Source organism: Paenibacillus sp. FSL R5-0473, assembly GCF_038004565.1.
GTDB classification, from domain to species: Bacteria; Bacillota; Bacilli; order Paenibacillales; family Paenibacillaceae; genus Paenibacillus; species Paenibacillus amylolyticus.
The window spans coordinates 211,957-232,778 of the sequence record NZ_JBBORL010000002.1; the positions used below are offsets into that span (position 1 = coordinate 211,957).

18 protein-coding genes and 1 pseudogene are annotated in these 20,822 nt (G+C 38.3%); 18 read left to right on the forward strand and 1 reads right to left on the reverse strand.

The genetic code is table 11. The features are described 5' to 3' along the window. The first annotated feature begins 75 nt into the window (after positions 1-75). From MKY28_RS30850 to MKY28_RS30895, 10 genes are all read left to right on the forward strand, one after another. Positions 76-951, forward strand: a complete 876-nt coding sequence (locus tag MKY28_RS30850; protein WP_338709166.1) for a hypothetical protein — start codon at positions 76-78, stop codon at positions 949-951. Then, positions 899-2,950: a VirB4 family type IV secretion system protein gene (locus MKY28_RS30855; RefSeq protein WP_223200057.1), complete on the forward strand. Its 2,052-nt coding sequence runs from the start codon at positions 899-901 to the stop codon at positions 2,948-2,950. The genes MKY28_RS30850 and MKY28_RS30855 overlap by 53 nt, the downstream gene beginning before the upstream one ends. Continuing rightward, the gene (locus MKY28_RS30860) at positions 2,950-5,379 is read left to right on the forward strand and encodes a hypothetical protein (RefSeq protein WP_340938324.1); all 2,430 of its coding nucleotides are present in this window, start codon (positions 2,950-2,952) and stop codon (positions 5,377-5,379) included. The genes MKY28_RS30855 and MKY28_RS30860 overlap by 1 nt, the downstream gene beginning before the upstream one ends. A gap of 44 nt (positions 5,380-5,423) precedes the next feature. After that, the gene (locus MKY28_RS30865; RefSeq protein WP_340938326.1) at positions 5,424-7,319 is read left to right on the forward strand and encodes a bifunctional lytic transglycosylase/C40 family peptidase; all 1,896 of its coding nucleotides are present in this window, start codon (positions 5,424-5,426) and stop codon (positions 7,317-7,319) included. Positions 7,320-7,347: 28 nt separating this feature from the next. After that, entirely contained in the window at positions 7,348-7,833 is a 486-nt protein-coding gene (locus tag MKY28_RS30870; RefSeq protein ID WP_100528083.1) for a hypothetical protein, read from the forward strand. Positions 7,834-7,876: 43 nt separating this feature from the next. Continuing rightward, the gene (locus tag MKY28_RS30875; protein ID WP_188310593.1) at positions 7,877-8,344 is read left to right on the forward strand and encodes a hypothetical protein; all 468 of its coding nucleotides are present in this window, start codon (positions 7,877-7,879) and stop codon (positions 8,342-8,344) included. Between the two features lie 287 nt (positions 8,345-8,631). Then, positions 8,632-9,333 (forward strand): hypothetical protein, encoded by a 702-nt coding sequence (locus MKY28_RS30880; protein ID WP_340938329.1) that lies wholly within the window; start codon positions 8,632-8,634, stop codon positions 9,331-9,333. A 192-nt stretch (positions 9,334-9,525) separates the two neighbouring features. Continuing rightward, positions 9,526-9,723 carry a hypothetical protein gene (locus tag MKY28_RS30885; RefSeq protein ID WP_091037065.1) on the forward strand — a complete coding sequence of 66 codons (198 nt, stop codon included), beginning with the start codon at positions 9,526-9,528 and terminating at the stop codon, positions 9,721-9,723. A gap of 229 nt (positions 9,724-9,952) precedes the next feature. Next, on the forward strand, positions 9,953-12,172 hold the full coding sequence (locus MKY28_RS30890) for an S-layer homology domain-containing protein (protein ID WP_340938332.1): 2,220 nt from the start codon (positions 9,953-9,955) through the stop codon (positions 12,170-12,172). A gap of 503 nt (positions 12,173-12,675) precedes the next feature. Beyond that, positions 12,676-14,136 carry a S1 family peptidase gene (locus MKY28_RS30895; protein ID WP_100528086.1) on the forward strand — a complete coding sequence of 487 codons (1,461 nt, stop codon included), beginning with the start codon at positions 12,676-12,678 and terminating at the stop codon, positions 14,134-14,136. Between the two features lie 113 nt (positions 14,137-14,249). Here the strand turns inward: MKY28_RS30895 and MKY28_RS30900 are convergent, their stop codons facing one another. Next, positions 14,250-14,660, reverse strand: a complete 411-nt coding sequence (locus MKY28_RS30900; protein ID WP_100528087.1) for a hypothetical protein — start codon at positions 14,658-14,660, stop codon at positions 14,250-14,252. Between the two features lie 1,069 nt (positions 14,661-15,729). On the opposite strand from MKY28_RS30900, the gene MKY28_RS30905 reads away from it, so the two are divergent. From MKY28_RS30905 to MKY28_RS30940, 8 genes and pseudogenes are all read left to right on the forward strand, one after another. Beyond that, entirely contained in the window at positions 15,730-16,284 is a 555-nt protein-coding gene (locus tag MKY28_RS30905; protein WP_340938337.1) for a hypothetical protein, read from the forward strand. Positions 16,285-16,451: 167 nt separating this feature from the next. Then, positions 16,452-16,913, forward strand: coding sequence for a hypothetical protein (locus MKY28_RS30910; protein WP_100528089.1), 462 nt, complete (start codon positions 16,452-16,454; stop codon positions 16,911-16,913). 242 nt (positions 16,914-17,155) lie between these two features. After that, entirely contained in the window at positions 17,156-18,094 is a 939-nt protein-coding gene (locus MKY28_RS30915; RefSeq protein WP_340938339.1) for a DNA/RNA non-specific endonuclease, read from the forward strand. Between the two features lie 131 nt (positions 18,095-18,225). Further along, a complete protein-coding gene (locus tag MKY28_RS30920; RefSeq protein ID WP_340938343.1) occupies positions 18,226-18,750 on the forward strand; it encodes a hypothetical protein in 525 nt (174 codons plus the stop codon). Between the two features lie 84 nt (positions 18,751-18,834). Next, positions 18,835-19,038 carry a hypothetical protein gene (locus tag MKY28_RS30925; protein WP_133120447.1) on the forward strand — a complete coding sequence of 68 codons (204 nt, stop codon included), beginning with the start codon at positions 18,835-18,837 and terminating at the stop codon, positions 19,036-19,038. Positions 19,039-19,329: 291 nt separating this feature from the next. After that, positions 19,330-19,743, forward strand: coding sequence for a hypothetical protein (locus tag MKY28_RS30930; RefSeq protein WP_340938348.1), 414 nt, complete (start codon positions 19,330-19,332; stop codon positions 19,741-19,743). A 204-nt stretch (positions 19,744-19,947) separates the two neighbouring features. After that, on the forward strand, positions 19,948-20,325 hold the full coding sequence (locus MKY28_RS30935) for a tyrosine-type recombinase/integrase (RefSeq protein ID WP_340938351.1): 378 nt from the start codon (positions 19,948-19,950) through the stop codon (positions 20,323-20,325). A 34-nt stretch (positions 20,326-20,359) separates the two neighbouring features. Then, positions 20,360-20,779: pseudogene (locus MKY28_RS30940) on the forward strand (tyrosine-type recombinase/integrase). Positions 20,780-20,822: the final 43 nt, after the last annotated feature.

The window sequence follows — 20,822 nt, forward strand, 5'->3', positions numbered from 1 at the left end:
ACGAAAGAAGGACCTTAAATGCAGATTTTTATTTTTTGCATGATGGGATTCCTGGCACTAATGCTGGTATTCCTAATGATTGCAAAAAAGAGGATGGACAAGAATGAACCTATTATTGGATGGCAAAGAAAACAGCATCTTGAGGAAGTGAGTGCTGGATCCGTAGAGCATCAAAAAAAGAACCTCAATAAACACGAGGAGAAGCAACTCAAAAAAGATCGGCAGGACATGAAGGATCTGATCGGGATTGAGGATATTAAACAAGGCATCTTTGTTAAGCGAAATAACGAATATTGCCTGATCGTCTCTACAGATTCTGTCAATTATGATCTTTTGAGTGCTCAAGCTCGCCAATCCACAATTCTGGGATACAGCAGTTTATTCAGAGTTGTTCGATTCCCAATTCAGATTTTAGGGCAAGCCGTTAGGCAGGATCTACGGAAAGAAGAGAACCGTTGGAAATCTAACTTAGAAAAATGTAATGCACAAACTATGGATTACAACACAAAAGTAATTAATCATATCAAGAACAAATCCGAAAAAGAATTTCGAATATCTCGAAAAGTGTATTATGTGATCACCTACGTCCCATTGCCTAGTAAGATGGGAGCGCTCAAACCCGAACAACGCGAAGAAATGATTCGAAATGAATTATATCAACGTGCGGCAACCGTAGTAGGAATGTTAAGACAATGCGAAATACACGCGGAATTGTTAGATTCCCTCTCTGCTATGGAAGTAATGAAAAGAGCACTAAACCGGGATCGAATGGTATTGAATCCGATCGATGATTTGGTTACACATGGAAGAGAAAAGCTATCTTCGTATATTACTGTCGACGTTACTACCATGCCTGGATTTGAAGATCTAGTATATGAAGTGGAGGAAGTGCGAGACTATGTTCAAGCGTCTGAAAAAGAAGCAAGAGGACTCATCGAAGTTGCAAATTGATGATGTGCGCAAAGGCAGTAAAGATGATATACCACTTTCATTCCCCTCTATCGTTGACAATATGTTGAATGATGGAGCTCATTTTGAGAGTGATTATTTCACTTTGAAAACGGGACTTGGGAATCTGAAATATGGAAGGTCCTTTTTTGTTAAACCGAGTGGTTACCCACGTACGGTTCGAATAGGGTGGCTCGAAGCACTCTTTAGTGGGGACGATTTGGATTGTTCCGTACATATCGAACCAATTGATCGCAACGTTGCGATCAAGAAGCTTCAAGATAAAATTGACGAACTAGATACAGTTATTTATTCTGCTGCAAATCGAAATGATCAAGCCAAAATTGATGATTCCGTTCAGAAGCGCGATGATACAAAATTCCTTCAACGTCAGATAAAGAGCAATCAAAATGGGCTTTATTATGTATCCATTCAAGCAAGTGTCTACGCAAATTCTTTGGATGAGCTTAACGCGAAGTGTGTGGAAGTGGACAATGCTGTATCCGGTGAATCTATTGAAATCATAAGTGCTTTTGATCGACAGAAAGAGGCTTTTCTTTCATGTATGCCACTGGGAAGAAACTATCTTTCTAAATCTGATCGCAATTTGGATCAGCTTGCGCTAACGGCCATTTTTCCTCACGCATCATCTAAATTGAATCATCAAGGTGGATTCCCTATTGGTCGCTATGGTCGTGATTATGTTTACTATAACAACTTTGATGCATCATTAAATAACTATTCCCTTGGCATTTTTGGAGTGTCCGGGTCAGGTAAATCCGTGTTGGTAAAGCAGATTATTGCGCGGGGCTACATGGACGGTATTATGAAAAACGTCATTATCGATGTGGAACCGGAGTATCGTGAATTAACGTATGCTCTTGGTGGAGTGGTCGTTCCGATCTATCCATCCAAAGAAGATGATGTTAGTCGAATTAATCCACTCGATATTTTCCCTGAAAAAGAGATCAAGAACAAAGGCACAGAAGATGAGTTTATTGATGAGAAAATTAACTTGAATGAGAAGGTCAAAGAAGCTCTTGAATTCTTCAAAGTCATGAAGGAATCATTGACGCCAGATAATAGGGGCCTAACCGCTGTTGAAATCGGAGTCTTAAATGATATTTTGGAAGAATTATATCTCTCTCGAGGGATAACGGAGGATCCAGACTCTATTTACGAACAAATTGAACATATTGATGACTTTGGCTCTATTACGTACCGCAAAAAGTTAATTGAAATGCCGACGATCACTAATGTGTATGATGCACTTCTACATGAGGCTAAGAATGATTATGGTGAGGAGCTCCGTGAACTGTGTAACGTAGTAAAACTATTCACGAGAAACAAAGCATTTGGTATGTTCGATGGCCAAACCAGAATTATATCCGAAAATAATGTCTCTCTGGATGACGCACCTGTGGTTACTTTTGATATTAGTAAACTTTCAAGTAATGGTATAGAAAGACCTTTAGCTCAACACGTTCTTATGACTTGGGTGTGGAGTAGATTCATCGTTTCTAATCCGAAAGTGAAAAAGCGGGTTATTTGTGACGAAGCATGGATGATGATCAAGTATGCATCCATGATGGAGTGGCTTAAAATCCTTTCTGCCAGAGGACGGAAATGGAATGTATCTCTTACTTTAGTGTCTCAACGATATGAAATGTTTGAGCGAACAGAAGCCGCTAGAGATGTCGTGGCTCAGTTTGATACGGTTTGCTTCTTGAGACAAAGTGATCAAGATATTTCCCCGATACTCAATACTTTCAGGCTTTCAGAAGATGTTGGTAATCTCATCAGGACATCTTCAACTGGTCAAGTGCTCATGAAAGCCGGTAAACAGATCGTTTCATTCCAATCTGAACCGACTCCTGAAGAATGGGTATACCTGAATACGAACCAAAACGTCGAAGTTCCGATGAAGAAAAAGACAACTCGTGAAGACATGATAGGTTGGCTTGAAGATAAAACTCATATACCGGCAGGTGGTGTGGCGTGATGAACCGTTCGAATCTGCTACTGGCATTATTGTGTTTAGTAATGTTGCTTGCGGGTTGCGGATCAACGAATACTACGTCAGAAACCGTGGCTGCATCGACAAGCAAAAGTAGTGGAGCAACACCTTTAAGTACAACCGATGGGACAAGTTCAGATGTTTCTTTCAGCCCTGAAGAACTCGGTAGTGGCGGAGATAACAGTGGAGCTCTGGTCGGAGAGAAAACGCAAGAAATGTTAGACAAAGCAGAAGATGATGCGAACCTAATGAACGGTTTTATTATCGGACAAGCCAACAATCTATTTAAGATACCTGGTATTAATAGCATCCAAAACTTGGTGTTTGGTAATCCCTACAAGACATGGGGATTCGGTGAAAATGAAAAAGACGAGCTTGTTGATGGCATCTTTTATCAATCTGAAATGGATCATGTCATCAATCCACTAATTGCTACGTTTTCAGGAGTCTATGCAACCATTTTGATGCTAGCGATCATGATGTCCAGTTTAAAGTTTGGAATGAAAGCACACAGTCCTCAGTCGAAAGAAGATTTCTGGAAAGATATCCACATGTATGTAGCATCCGCGTTTTTTATGGGTCTTTTCTGGATGTTATTCCATACGTTGATGGCACTGAATTGGGGAATTGTACAAGGCGTGGGTTCTACACTTAAAGGGCTAGGAAAACCTCTAGATGGAGTTTCTATTATCGCAACCGCTACAAATGATGGTGCATACTCATTTAAGATGGGAGATCTCTTTGTATTCTTAGCAGAGTGGGGCCTTTCAGCATATCTTAACTTTATTTACATTGCCCGAAAAATAATCATTGTTCTCCTTTGTGTGATGTCGCCTTTTGCAGCCTACAGTTTGTTATTTGCAAAAACGCGTTCATTTTTTGGTACCTATATTAAAGAATTGTGCGGAAATATCTTTCTACCGGCTATTCATGCGATTATTCTATTCGTTTTCGTCCAAATGGCAGGTAATTTAGGTTCTGGGATGGGCCCAATGATATTTAAACTTGGCATGATCATTATGTTTGTTCCTATAACCGGCATGGTAAGTAAGTGGCTTAACCTCGGAGACTCGAGTTCTTCTGTAGGTCGAGCTGCGAATGCTATGGGCTTGGGGGCTATCGGCGGAGCCATGATGTTATCTAAAGGTGTCATGAATATGTCCGGAAAAGGGCGTACCACAAACACCACAGGTTCAACAGGTGGGGGAACGGAATCGCCAGGCGGATCTGAAGTTTCTATGGGGAACGATGTCGGTGCATCTACTTTAAGTAAGGCTGCAGCGGGTGGATCGGCGTTTAACAAAATCAAAAAGGCTGGCTCAATAACTGGCGGGATTTTAGGGGGTACTGTAGGTTTGCCATTTGGGGGCGCTGGTGTGGCAGCTGGTGCTGCAGTGGGATCTAAGCTAGCAACCGGTGTTTTGCAAGGTACTCGAAATTCAGCTAAAGGTTTACATGGCGCATACAGTACAATTCGGAACGCGGGTCAAGGACAAAATCCAGACGGAACTTCTTCTGGATGGAAAATGTCAAATGTGAAAGAGAAATGGAATGATCTCGCAGAGCGACGTCAGTTGATGGGTAATCTTGGCGAGTCTACTGGGATGCTTGCAGGTGGTATAGGTGCTGCGATTGGAATGTCGGTAGCCGGCCCACTCGGAGGAGCAATCGGTGGTACGCTTGGCAATAAGTTTGGAACAGCTGGTAAATCTATGGGACAAATGTTGTCAGGTGTAAGCCGTCAAAGAGCATTTGATTCTGGAAGTGGAATGCGAGCTGATGGAACGATGAGTCCACGTGGGATGACATTAAATAGTCTCTCTGAAGATCCACGTTTCAGTGGGAGTCAAGCTCGATGGAACCAAACGAATGACCGCTCCTGGTATGAAGCCAAGGACCAGTCAACTGGAAAATGGGAGAAAATTGGGGGCTATGGTGCAGGTGATGCTTCTCTCAAAACGGGTCAACAACGAATGGTAGATTATCAGATGCGTAATCCGAAACAAGACGGCCAATGGAATCGTCAAGAGAACGGTTCATATATGCGATCTATTGAACACCCGAGTACTGTTAGTCCGGTCAATGTGAGGCCACGAACTGAGAGAGCATTAGTTGGGATGAGTGGATCAACAGCGGATCTTGGAAGAAGCAGTGAGGCTTATATTGCTGACAGTGGTGGCCAAAAGCTATACTCCGACAACACGTTTGACATGCGAAGACTTAATCCTGAAGATTACTTCAATCATAAACAACCAGGCAAAGCAGGTGGAGATGACAAAGTGGCTGATATGGTTGGAAAGATACCGCAAGCTACGCGAGCAACCGGTAGGAATCTAATGCAAGGTGCTAGTCGAGTTGCATGGGCTCAATCAGGTGCATATAACAAGGGAAATAGAACAAGTGATATATCTTAATCAAATTTGGTGGGTATTGAGGATGTCTCGTAGGAGATATCCTCTTGCGATTGTGGGGTGAGAAATTGAGTGCGAATGAGATAGGCGGTCAAGCTGCTGGACAAGCAGGGGGAGCATTAAAAAAAGGCGGTACAAAAGTAGCCTCTAAAGCGGTAGGAAAAGCGGGGAAGTACCTAAAAAAACTACTCATGAAATTCTTGAAACAGCTTGTATTATCGATTGGGAAGCTTATTGTCTCATTGATAGGCCCTTGGGGATTGGTAATAATCTTAGCTATTCTTCTTACTTTAGCTGCCCTCTCTGCCATTCCATTTGCGGACTGGTTTTTAGGTGGGAATGCTCGTAGTGAAGAGCAACATGCGGCGGATGTAAAATATGAAAAAGAGTTCAAATCTGCAGCTGATAAAACAGTTGCTGAACTTTGGGGGATTGAAGCAGATAAAAACTGGCTTAATCAAGTTGTGAAGACTGTAAAACCGAGTTGGGGCATACCTGCATCTCTTGTTCGCTATGAAATCATGGTAAATGAAAAGAAAGTTGAACTATCTGATTATAAACCCGAAGAATTGATTAAGAGCTTTCAACCCTCATTTTCTTATACTACAGTCTCCGATGATAAGGAAAGAACAAAATCTATTGTAGCGTGTACGGTTACAACTACAGATGGAGAAGGTAACTCATCTACACATACGACAACTGAAGAGACTCGATCAGAAAGCACCAGAAAAGCACATGATGTGCTATCAGATATTACATTGGATTACGGCCATATGAATATTAAGCCCCTGAAGTTGTACTATCCTGGGGGTACAACGACAATAACAGATCAATGGGATCTTGTGGGTACAAGTACTAGTGGTGATTGTACTACGACCACCTATCAGCAATATGATCATACTACTGTCGATGATCGCTATGTCCCGGACTTTGTGGTTGATGGTGAAAAGTTCCAGCAAATACTAATTAACCTCGGGGTAGATAAAGATGATATGAAATTATTCTATGAGTTTATATCCGTTGCTGATCCTGATTGGAATCCTGCTTTATATGGAGGTAAGGCATCAGCGAACTATAGTGGTAATTGGTTGCCAGGCACAGCTTCAGTTCCTGCTGTGGTCTTGAGATATGAACCTATAGTAAGGAAGTATCTAGCAATGGTAGGGTTAGAGGAACATACTCAGTTGCTGCTAGCCATGATCATGCAGGAGTCTGGAGGCAAATTGCTAGATGTTATGCAATCTTCCGAATCAATTGGGAAACCACGTAATTATATTACCGATCCTGAATTATCAATCAAAGTAGGGGTAGATCACTTCTCAACAGTATATAAAGCTGCTGGGGGAGATGTGGAAATAGCACTCCAAGCGTATAACTATGGTTTAGGTTACGTTAAATATGCACTAAACGCTGGTGGATATTCTAAGGAAAATGCATTAGGGTTCAGTTTAATGATGCGAGAGATAAGTGGCTCAAAGGGATATGGTGATCCCAATTATGTAGATAACGTGATGAGATACTATAATGCAACAAGTACGGTCATAAAAGTTCCTAATGATGGCCAGATATTTGATGTACAAGAGGTACTAGACGTTATGACTAAATATCTCGGGCATCCATACTTATATGGTGGAAGAGATCCATTCGGAAAAGGTATTGATTGTTCAGGTCTTATAGAATTTGCTTTTAGGCAAATCGGAGTCGATTTGTCGGGCTCTACAAGAAATCAATATGATAAAACAGTTGAAATAAGAGCCGAAGACGCCAGACCAGGGGATTTTGTGTTTTGGTCTACCTATAAGGCGGGTCCTTCACACATAGGCATGTATCTTGGAGATGGCAAGTTTATCAATTCAGGAAGTACGTATGGCGTAAGTATTGATACTATGCACCGTTGGAGAAAGATACCTTTCTTCGGATATCGTCGTCTTGTTGAAAAATAATACTACCGAAAGGAGTAATTTAAAAACCATGACAAAAAGAAGTTTTTATGCAGTATGGTTAGCAATTGTCCTATTAGGCGGAGTAGGTATTGGCTCGTTGGCTTACACCAGTAGTCTCAACCAAGAAAAAATGAAAGAACAGACAATCATGCAACAGAATAGGCTATTTGTCGAAGGATTCTTTAACTTTGAAACGACAAATCAACGTTATAAAGCTATAAGACCTTATACAACTGAGAAGGGATATAGATCTACATTTCCTTCAGGAATAGAACTGCCTCCTGATAGTGAAGTTCATTCAACGGTAAGTGACATGAAAGCTTATTTACAACATGATCCTTCTTCTGATAAAAATCATACTGAAGTCTTAAATAAGTTTTCACTTACTACAGAATTCAATGAGATAGGAAGTGTGCAAACAATTGTCATGAGGACAGTTCTTGTGGATGAAGGACGTGGAGATGGCTGGAAAGTAGATGATATTGAGATGATTATTCAAAACACCCATGAATAACAGCCTTTGAAAGGTGGAGAATTTCATTATGCATGAGAATATAATGCAATCTGTCTTCCAAGTTATTCGACTAGCTCAGATTGTAGGGATTCCTGTTTTTGCTTGTTTATTTGGACTTGGATTTATACTTTTACTGACTGCCGGGAAAAACCCAATTCGAAAACGAAGAGGCCTGCTTTTTGTGATTGCGTTTGGTTTCGGAACTTTCCTCATTGCATACGTACCGGCGATTGTTCATACATTCGTAGGGGACGCACCCAACCAAACCTCTACTGGACAATCAGTAAAGCAACTTGTCGATTCAACCATGCCATTCGGCTCGATCATTTTCAATGGGCTTAAATGGATTGCCATTCCTGTAACGGGAACGATGTTTTATATCGGTATTTTTGTTCGTTTGATGGCTGCGAAAAATCCAGGAAGAAAGAGAATGGGTGTTGGACTCGTAATGTTTTCGCCACTCACATTGGGAGTAGTATTACTTATTCCTAAATTACTTCCAAGCTTATAGATGAAATTAATCTAAAAAATTGTACCTGGTGGGATATCTCAAGAAGATTTATGAATCTCTAACTATGCCCAGCTTCTCAGAGTGATAGTTAAATCTTAATCCTAGTGAAACTCTCGCTGAAACTTTTGAGTTCATGATACCGATTAATGTAGAATCCATACTTTTCATACGTATTGTTCAAAGAAAGAGGGTATTTCCTCGTTTTTTGCTTACTAATTAGTAGACATACGTGATTAGAACCAATCCCGTAAGGATAGTGATGATTTTTTTGATGCATCAATTATGATATGATTTGGATAAATGATTCTACTATCTTTATATTGGGATTGATATCAATGTTGAATAACTTATCTAGAGAAGAAATAGAGAAAATTCACGCTGAAATTATGTTTAAATTAGCTGCACCATTTCCTCCTAAAACGGTCGAATTCAAGAATGCAAATCCACGCAGCGCGTATATTCCTGTACATCCCATCCAATATAAGGTAAGGTCAGCTGCTGGACCATATTGGTCTTGGAGAATTACTACTGATAAACCCATCTACCATGAGGATACGGATGAAATTGAAATGCGCGGTGTCTTGAACATTCTGAATTCAAGTTCTGAAGGACAAGGATTTGCAGTTCTAGAACGGGATAAAAGTAATAAAAAAATTCAATTCTATAGGGAATCTATTCGTTCAGCGGTAAGTGACGCTTTTCGAGATGCTGCAGATTATTTTGCAGTAGGACATCAAGATTTAGCACCCTATCGTAAATGGGCGGAAAATCCAGGAGTTGGACTTAGAAGCTTGGAAGATCAATCTGAAGGACATAGTCTATCAGATACGGGCAATATTGAAGTGAAATACTGCCTTAAATGTGGCGTTGTGCTCTCACAAGATGATTTAGACTATCTAAAGATAGTGCGCTGGAACAATACAGTCTGTAAGGAACATGTTCCAGTTCATCAAAAGAAAAAAAACGATCCTAACTTTTTAGATGGTTAATATCAGTGATAGATTCAAAGCACTCAAGTAAAACAGTCACGTTCTTAGTAATATGTTCTATATTTTAGTGTTTTCTGTTATAATAATTTTTATTAAATGAATAGATACGACAGCCGGAAGCACCGCTGATTAGGATTATCCTAATTTGTAGGTGCTTCTTTTTTTTCAAAATGATTAATGGAGGAGTAATTTATGTTAATGGAAACACGTATTCCAAGTCGTTTTATCGGTATGTACCCAGGAGAATTTATGGTCGTTGGATTATCCTTTAAATCAATGCAAGAGAGGATACTACCAAGTGGAGATACTAGATTTAAAATCGGAGATATTGAAAAACCTTTAGATATTATTGCTGCTCTTCATTTAAGTGAGCAACATTTGTTGAACTGAACACATGTGAGAAGTTCAGAAGATGGATAAATAACCACCTGCTGATTATGTAAAGGATACTACAATAAAAATCATTGAATTAGTTCCAGTTATTCTATATAATTAACTTAATTGAATAATATGGACACCTACGTGGAAGAACCCGGGGTCATTGGATAACAATCCAATGGCCCCTTTTTGCGTTCGTTTGTTTCATTCAATGATACATAAAGAGGAAGGATGAATTAGTTTGAAAAGGGGAAAGAAAGTATTCTCATTTTTTATGGTACTGGCAATGTTAGTGTTCTGTTTACCTATGCAGGTATTTGCTGAAGAAATAGGTGAAAGTCGGCTTTTTAGTGTTGATTTTTCACCAAGGGTAGATATGAATAGAGAATTTAATCCTGATGTCTATACATATACAACATCCGTCAATACTTCGGAAAAAAGTATCGCGGTTACACCTTATGCCATGGACTCAAATACTACAATTCGTGTTAATGGAACTGTAGTTACCAATGGTACACCTTCATTACCGATTACCCTTGATCAAGAAATAACTCTAATTACTATTGAGGTGCAATCCATTGATGTGCCGAGCAACGTTAAAACCTATGTGTTTTCTGTTAAAAAAACGATAAATCTGGACGATGCCGGCTTGAAATCGATTGTGGTTGAGGGGGCAACACTTGATCATCCATTTAGTACAGAAAAGTCCTACTATACTGGACGTGTACAGGCTAATCAATCGTATGTGAGTGTAAAAACAACAGCATTCAATAGTGCTATAACTAAGATTAATGGTAACTTAGTTAGCTCTTCAGGAAGTCTGGTTGTAGAGATGAAAACGGGAATCAATACAATCTTTGTAGAAATGACTTCCTTAAATGGTGCATCTAAATCCTATACATTCGTTTTAACCAAGCCTGAAGCCAATAACAACGCTAATATCAGAAGTATACTCATTAACGGTAAGGATTTTGCAGAGAACGGTTCAGTTTTTGTAGATTATGTGAGCTCCAATGCTACTAATTTAAATGTCGTCATCAACCCATCTGATAACTTTAGCTCGATCAATCTGGATGGTAAATACGTTACGGCTGGATCCTCAACAAACTTAAACCTAAGACAAGAAAGTACTAGTGTATTCCCCATTGTCATTACTGCTGCTAACGGCATAACTACTAAAACTTATAATCTTCATATTATCCGCCTAGGCACATCGAATTCTACTACGGGTGATGTCAATAATAATGCTGCTTCTGGTACCTCATATGCAGGGAACACTAGTCTTGCGGTAGATAGCAAGGGAGATGTTGTTGTTACCGATGGTGCTGGTGCAACCACAACGCTCTCCAGACAAGGGTCGGGTCGTTTACACTCGGTCAACTTGGATACTCAAGCTATCCAGAAGATACTCCGTTCAAATTCTAAAGTTTCGGAGATCGTAGTAGACTATTCTAAAAAAACAGGTTTGAATGATTCATTAAATTTGAATATTGATAGTACTTTAACTAAACTGCTTCAAGATCGAAAAGTAAAGGTCAAGCTCATGTCTATAAATGGTTATGCTACAGTGGATTTAACTCTTTTGAGAGATTGGAATAACGGAGGTAGTATTACCATCTCACGTGCCAATATTGGAGTGAGCTATGAGGATGAATATATACCTGCTAGTGGTTTTATCCGTTTTGAATATACCGGTGGTCCTTTAGGTGTATACAATCCTCTGGACATAGAAATTCCAATCTACAGTGACGCTGATGTTAAACTAGCCAACGTTTATCGTTTCGATGAGAATTCAGGATTTACGTTAATCCCTAGTACAACAGAGGAAAAAGTGAAAAGATCTAAAGGAGTAAGTGATGGCGACTTTATTGTCATGAACTTCAAAAAAAGCTTTACAGATATAAAGAATCATTGGTCTTTTAAGCTCCTTGATTTTATGTCAAAAAAGCAAGTTATCTCTGGTTACCCCGATGATTCATTTAGACCTGATCGCTATGTAACACGTGCTGAATTTACTTCAATGCTTATTAAAGCCATTTCTGAACACTTGGATACAGTTAATGTGGGAGAGGAGCCCTTTTCTGATGTAAATACTAATGACTGGTATTATGCTGTAGTGGATGAGGGATGGAATGCAGCTCTAATCACGGGTATTACCTCTGACTCCTTCGGACCTAACCAAAATATAACTCGTGAACAGATGGCAGCCATAGCGGTACGTGCACTTAATCAATTGAAAATACTACCTGACATGACAAGCACACAGGCAAACAGTATTTTAGGAAAATATAATGACTCTAAAGTGGTTAGTTCTTGGGCTAAAGTTGATCTTGCCACTGCTATTGATCAAAAAATTATTGATGGTATTGGAAATAACAAGCTTGCGAGCAATGATCTAGCAACACGCGCACAAGCAGCTGTGATCGTGTATAAAGTTTTAAATGAATCAATTGGTTTCTAATTGCTAAACCAGGAGGTACTTTTATAGGTGCCTCCTTTTAGCGTCTTTATTACATGTTCTGAGCTCACTAATTCTATATTTTTCCAAACAGCTTTTGAAAGTGATTTTGTATGTCAATTGTGCAAGATTTTAAATTTTGAGAACTTCAAGGATCAATCTTTGAAGTTCTATTTACCTCTGCTCGAGTGTTATCCAGATGCATAACACGAAAACACATAACTTCCTGTAGTACTTCTCTAAATTAGCTAGACGATTTACTTTCATTTAAGGAGATACAGTTTTTTAGGTTCTAGAAAACTACTTAATACAATTCCAAAGTATCATGATATCCAATTCTCTATTTTGGATAATTTGCCCAAATTAATTTCTTGCTTTATAATATATTTGTATTATTTTATCAATAAATTCATTATTCTGGAGGTGAATATTGTCGGTCGTTATTTCTTATAACGATTTTATATCAATTTTACTTATAAACCCATAATTAGAGGAGGAACTAACAGGTGATCATAAAACGACGGAAAATACTCACCATTTCAAGTGCCATCATCTTATCATTTTCATTACTTTCTGGAGCAGCAGCGGCAGAAAATACTGAATTCGAGGAGAATCATTTTTTAAGTAATGGTGCCTTGGAAACCATGGATCCAGAGTTTTTGGAACAATTGGAGTATAGTGATGCAATTGTGAATAAACATAAGCGATACCGGCAATCTAATAATCTTGACTACTCTGAGGAAACTATCCGGGCAGCTCTTAATTCCCCTAATGCAACGAATACAATCCCTAAATATAGTATAGCTCTTACTGAAGAAGAGGAGGCTTATATTCAGGAAAGAGATGAATTGATGGTCAAATATGGTGATGAAATTTCAAAAATGATGAAGGAGAATGGGGTTACCACAACCAGCGGACCCAACAATGAAATTACTGAATCTTATAGTGACATTGGAACTTTTTATCAAGAAAAGTCCAACGGTTTGAAGTTTGTCATAAGCTTCTCCGTAATAAACGAAGAGACCAACAGAATTAAAAAAGCTATTGAAGACTTAGTTCCAGCTGAATATTTAGAATTTCGGGAAACGAACTTTTCGGAAGCTGAATTGGTGAGCGCATATGAAGGACTTATCAAGGAAAGCAGGGAAGCAGGTATCGCGTTAGAAGAAGTAACTGTTGCCGTAAAAGAGAACTCTGTCATAGTTAAGGTAGCAGATCAGAAAAAAGTTGATCTAATAGAAGAAAATCTTTTAGAAAAACAAACTTCTATTAATTCCTTGAAAGCGTATAAACCCAGTATTTTCAGAGTAGTTGTTGGACAAGCCAATGACAAACTAGAAGCTCGGACTTCTAAATTGGATACTATGGCAGGAGGCTTGCTGATTGTCAATAATAGTGCTGACTCCAAAGCAGGAACAGGCCCTTTTTGTACGTTAGGTACCTTAGCTACAAAAGGAAATGATCGCTTTATTATTACAGCTGGTCATTGTTTCAACTCTTGGGGATCAAACGTCTATCAAGGCGGTGAGCTAATAGGTACAAAGCATTATCAGTATGTAGGAGATAAAGCAGACATCGGAGTTATCAAAGTGGACGCAGGAAAAAAGATTTCAAACTATGTATACAAGTATTCGTGGACAGATAGCAGAATTACTTCGTATCAATCTAGTCCAAGCTCGCTTGATGTTGGTGATAACATTTGTTTGTCTGGGGCAAGATCAGGTTTCTTGTGTGGAGAGGTTACTAGTCTAAATACATCTATGAATGGAGGAATGGGGTACATTCAAACTGACATAGACTCAGCAGGTGGAGACAGTGGTGCACCTTATTGGTATAACGGTGTTTTGATGGGTATCCATTCAGGAGGAGAGATAAGCGGGACTCCATTTACAAGGTTTACACATATCGCAAACGCAATTGCTTATGGAGGGGTATGGACGCCGTACACATCTAATACGGTGAAGTGATTATAACTGATTTTAGGAATGAAAAAAGTCGTCAGTGCTCTCTTGCTACAGAAGAGCTGACGACTTTTTTTGAAATATTCATGTGAAATCTAAACAGAGTTATGATATCTGTATTATTTTGAATCAATTATTTGAATTTCTTGTGCAGTAATTGTAGGAGGTACAGTATCCAATTGTTCATTTTGGACCTTGAAGCGAATTTTGGAGCCTACTTTTAAATCTTGGATATTAATATCGGTATCACTGACATTTTTTAGGTCTAGCCAAAATAAGTCATATTTTTGCGATCTAATAATGTCTTGAGAAGTTTGCTCAGCCATCTTGTTTAAATTAGACGCTATTTCAGGATTATCTAAATCTTCAGTGATTAATAATTGTGTGACAGCATTACCTAATACTATGGCTTCCATTGTAAGTGTAGAATCTGTAGGTTGCTTTACGTTATTCTTACTTAGAGATTCGACATTATTACAGGAACCAGCTAGTAAAAAAGAAATGATTAGTACAATAGGTGCCCAGCGCATAATTTCACCTCCTTATTAATATAAGTACAGACGATAGATACATAACAAAAGTTGCAATATTTTCAATTTTTTCTAAGAGGAGTACGCAAACCTATATACTCCATATCCAATTTAGAACAAAATTAAAAGTTGAACATGCCTAATGACTTGTCATAACCAGTGGTGGGATAGACAAGAACATAGGGCTAATTTTTAATAACATTCTGTTCTAACTAGAAATTAATTCGAAAGCGGATATTGAAGGAGAATGTGGTATATACAGAAAAAAAGCTGAAAAAGCAAAAAGCAAAAATTATTAAATTTGTATTTGTGATACAATACTCTCCCCACACAAAAAAACAAGGAGGCTTCATGAAAAGGAAGTGCCCTTGTTTACGCTTTTAACTTCTAATAAATTCAATTCATATTATCCTAACTACTATCTAAGTTTCTTTGTTTACTTAACTGTTAATTATATTCAGTAAGATATTACTTAATATATTACTGAATATAAAATTGTTCCATTTGTTCGTTCCACGAGCCTTATATATAGGACAAAGAGTTAGCTCTACAAGATAGTGAAGAATACCTCGCTGCTGTCGCCCGGAACTATACATTCGAAAGCGATGGGGCTTGCACGTACACCCGTCTTACTATCGCAGGCAAAACCACGTGGAACCCTGACGTGAACGCGATCCTGTTCCTAGGGATCAAAAATTAGAAGGAAGGACCGGACGATGGCAACATCACATCCTATTTGCTGTGAATCACTGATTTACAATGCCCCTTGGGGGAGAAAGTTGGCCGATGACGATTGTGACTTTACCGATAAGTGTGCCGGGGATTTCATACTTTTCCGTTGTTTTATGCTTTTGGAACACAATTAGAAGTATAAAATTTCCGTTAGGCCCATTAGAACGGTTATGATAATTCAAGTATGCACACAACTAATCAGTTGACTTTCTTTTCGTTAGGCTAACGGGCAGGTTAGTTCCAGTATGTGTTAAAATGAGTTTGTTAGGAGCAGTACCTGCTTTACGACCTTCTTATTCAAGAGGTTTTTGAAATTGATTTAAGGGAGCGGAAGAAAATGGGGGCAGATTTCACAGCTTTCTTAGGCCATAAGTTGAATAGAGATAAAATTGAAATATTATGTCATGCACTAAATTCTAGATCATTAAAGCACGTTGATGAATTCATTAATTTCCTGCTCCCTCATAACCCTAAGGATGAGGATAAGCCTTTTACGGTTCATGAAGGAATTGGTGGCACTTTGGAAATCAGTGGACCTTGCGGAATGGATTTTACATTCTCGGAAAAGGTCTGTTATTTTCATCATTATATAAGATGGAGAAGCTTTCTCCTAGAGGAGGAGTTTCAACTTTATTTAAAGAAAGTTACTTTCGATTTAGCCCGTTATTTTTCATCAGAATATGCAGTTTATGTACCGGACAGTGGTTCAAGAGAGTCAGGGGTTCTAGATTTTATTTGGGAGGATGAAAATAAAGATATCCATTATATAAGGAATTGGCTTCTTGAACGTTGCGGAAGACCTAAAGACAAAATTATTGATATTTATAAAGAATACGAAGATTACTGGGATTCTGAAGGATATTACGTAGATTATTTTATTGATTTAAAGTAGGTTCTCATTCATCAAACGGTAACTGTTAGTGGAAAACAGCGTAAGGCAATCTGCCAGTTGGTAGCTGCTCCTTTTTTCGTTAAGCTAACGAGGATAGTTGAAGGAGGAGTTTTAACTTCTCATAGAAGTTTTTTACTAGAGGTTCCAAAGAAGGAGGTGTCGGATATATGATAAAAAATGAAGATGAGTTCAATAGTTTATTATCAAAGAGGAATTCAGGTGAAGTTACATACGGTTTAGAATTAAAGAGTGCTATCGAGAAAGGATGTATATTGGAGGCATTTTTGAAGCGAATGGGCCATAATGCAGATGAAATAGAGGGTAACTGGAGAATGGTTGATAAAGATTATGCTAAAAAAATTATAATTTATGTTCTTTCGAAAAACATGACCCATGATATTGATTTGAAGACAAAACCGATGGCAAATGAATTAAGTGAATATTTTTTAGATCAATTTCAGAAAGAAGCCTCATTCTATACAAACGCAAAGTTTGATTCGAAATCTGGTTACTTTAAGCTCTACTCTTGGACAACGATAAATAACTCACAATGGCATACGTTTGATACGGGAATAGTTGCAATGGACAATATACATATTGGAATCCTATGGGCAACGGACCCTTTATAAATGGATTTAAGACTGATTACTGATGAACTATAACTAAATTCACGTTCAACTAACGGGAAACTATAGCTTAATGATGCCCCGAAGGAAGCCGACGACTAAGATCGGCTTCCTTCGCTGCGCTAACGGGGGCAGGGTAATTCAATAGGATATTAGTCTTTTATGGTAAGATTATAGAACAAGAAAAGATAGTTAAAGTCGTCGTTTTTAGAATGAACAGTATGAAATTATAGGAGAGTCCTAAAATGAAAAAGAAAATGAACTATTTAATCTTAATTATAACGATCATCTTTATGGTTGGTTGTACCAACGTAGAAGATACATCCAATACAGATGTAGAAACAGATTCACAAGAAATAACCACTGATACAACAACTAAGAATAGTGAAAAAAAAGCAGCTGTCAAAGCGGTTGTTGATGAACCAGTAGGAGAGGAAACATCAACACAACCAAATAACGAATTGTCTTTAAGATACAAGCTTATCGAAGTCGATGGTGGTGATTTGTCTGGGCATCGTGAACCTAACGTTGTTGTTGACATTGGATACGGAGACCGTGAATATTGGGCATTTACTAATGAATATGGGCAATTAGTGCGTGTCATTGCTGATAAAATTATTCTACAAGACGACCGTAACGAACCTGTACTATCGTCTGGCAGATACTACCCTGATGAGGCAAAGGTTCCGGGTGTTGAAAGTGACGTTTTAGATGAAGGACATATCATTGCTGATTCTCTCGGAGGGGTATCGAATGCATATAATATTACCCCACAAGATAGCACACTCAACCGACATGGTGATCAGGCTTATATGGAAGATGCGATACGCAAAGCAGGTGGAGCCACTAATTTTGAAGCGATTGTCACATATCCGAATACAGAAACCCAAATCCCTTCAAGTTACCAGTACACGTATACGTTAAAGGGTAACAAGATCGTTGATACATTTGACAATGTGAACCCTGATGATGTAAATGCATCACTCGGATTAACAGGCAGTGAGCCTTCTGACTCAACTAGTTCAAATAAAAACGCTGACATTTCTAGTGTTGATACAAACGGTAATGGACAGGTGACGATTAAAGAAGCTAAAGCAGCAGGTTATAGTATGCCAATAACGAGTGATCATTGGTTATATCCATATATGCACGATGCTGATATGGACGGTATGGTAGGTGAGTAAGACTAAATAAGAGCAGTTTGCCGTCGCGGCAACTGCTTCTTCTCATTCAGCTATCAGGCAGGTTAGTTTAATGAAAAGGGAATAACACACCTCATATAGGATACTTTATCTCTAAAAGGGAGGGGAACACATTGCATGATATGATGAATAAGAGACAATTTATTGAGATGACAGTTAAAGAACAACGTTCTATAGTATTGAAGGTTAATAATCAAGAAGAATTTTTCCGTGGTGTTTCTAGAGAACTAAATGAGGGCTACCTATTTGTTGAAACAGAAGAAGGTATACACTTTAAATTTAAAATGGATGAAATCATTGAGATTTATGCTATCAAGTCTTCATCTCCAAAGCATAGTGCTATGCAATCCCACAGTTTGATGAAAGGTAGTAAGGATGACCTTGAAAACCTGGTACTCCAGTTTGAAAGTTTAAATGACGATGTAAAGAAACAAATTACCTCTTCTTTATCAAAAGTGCTTGGTAAGCAAGTGATCATTTCGAAAATGGATATAACTTCATACAATTTATCTGAAATTGAAATGATTGCTAACACGATAAAAGGATATATACTCACTATTAAAACACTGGATATTCGTTCTGAACTACTCGAATCATACAACAATATGGAGTTACCTCAAAAGATATGTTTTGAGTAAGGGCTAGATCACAATTGAGAATAAGCTATGGGAGGAAAAATTATAACCGCTAAAATAGAGGTCGGGCCCCTGGGAGGTGAGTATGTGAAAGAAGTAATTAAAAATGTTCTGTTAGGTACTGTAGTTTTTGTCGTTGGCTTTTCCATTATGCTGCTTCTTACAAGCTCAGATATTGAAGCTGAACTTACATATTATGCTGCCATAGCGTATGCTCTTTTATATTTAGCCAGTGTTATATCTGTCTGCACCGCAGTACTCCTTAAAAAGATGACTCAATTAAAAAAGTGAACTACTCATCATGCTAACGAGAAAAGATAGTTCAATAAAAAACCATCGTGATTGGCTGCTTTTGTTCAACTAACAGGCAGGTTAGCTTAACTAAACTTGCTAATTAGTTTGTTTATTAAGTGATAGAACATCCATAAGCATAGAGGTGTATGATAGATCTTACTTACTTGCGTTTATTCTGATGGAGATGATCTACAAAAAGTTTTGGACTACAATATATTATTGTGTGGGATATGTTTCTTTGAGCATGTCTATTGAAAGGAATGTTAATAATTGAAAAACAAAGTTCTAGTGATTATTGGTACTATTGCATTGTCTATCTCACTTATTTTTGGAGTTTCTATCGAAGGAAATAAAATTATAGAAAACAGTCCTAAAACATCTAAAGAACCACAAACACTAACTTGGGATTTGAAGGGCGACAAGGTGGACCCTGTAAAAGATTATTCTGTGACAATTGGATATTCACACATCAAACTTAATGTAAAAAATACAGGAGGACACTCTTTTAGAGTTGAAATAAAGTACAACAGTAAGAATACAGTTATTTTTAATGAAGACATTGCAGCAGATGAAATAGTGGAATTCGTAAATAATGATCTTATGCCGCTTGTTCCTTCGGGCGCTTATTCAGTAACTATTTATGGTGGATCAGGACTACCCAAAGGACAAGTTCTTCTTACACAGTCAAAAGTACCATATTAAAATATTATTATGAACAATGGAAAAGGGAAGAACTTCTGGGCTTAAAAAATGTCATGTTAATAGCTGGAGCAATATACAGAGTTAGTTTAAATCAATGAGAAAACTAGGTTTGAACTAACGGGAAACTTTAGTTAAATAGCACCAGTCTAAAACCTCTTATTTGAAGCAAACTAAAATTAATTGCTCTTATTAGGAGGTTTTATTGTGATCTTAAGTGAACTTTGGAATCATTATGAGGCGGATAAACGAATTCAAGGATTTAGCCCAAATACATTGCGTGCTTATGCTTCGCAACTAAAGATGCTGGTTTCGGATCTGGGGGATGTAGATATTTCGGGGGTAACTCTAAATCTCCTGAAGGAATACTTAGTAAAGCAATCAGATCGTTTAAAGCCAAGCAGCCTTGGGCACCGTATTCGCTTTGTACGTTCCTTATTTAAGTTTGCATATGAAGAAACCTACCTATCTAGCAATCCTTCCATTAAACTGCGTGAGCCAAAAATGGAGAAGCGGGTACCTAAGTTTTTGATGGAAGAAGAAGTGATACATTTAAAAATCTCTTGTCAGACCAGCTCTTCTTGAATTTTTGTATTGTACAGGTTGTCGTATAGGTGAGGTGGAGAAGTTAAACATTGAGGACTTGAACTGGGAAAACTGCTCTGCCATAGTAAACGGAAAAGGGGCAAAGCAAAGAGAAGTTTACTTCACCACGGAGTGTAAAGTATGGTTGAAATAATATTTAGACAGTCGCGAGGACTCGTGTAAAGCCCTGTTTGTAACAGATAACAGTCCAGTGAAACGAATGGCTATACCAACACTTAGATGGGCATTAAAGCGCTTAGCATCTCGTGGGGCGGTTGCCGCAAACGTGTATCCTCATCGTTTTCGTCATACCTATGCCTGTCAGTTGCTCGACAATGGAGCACCATTAGAATTTATTCATGACATGTTAGGCCATGAAAAAGCATCAACTACACAAATCTATGCTCAACTACGCGGTGAACGACGGAGAGAACTATATCGGCGATTTTTTTAGCTTTGTTAGCGGTAGATCTCGTTTAGGATCAGCCGCTATTCCA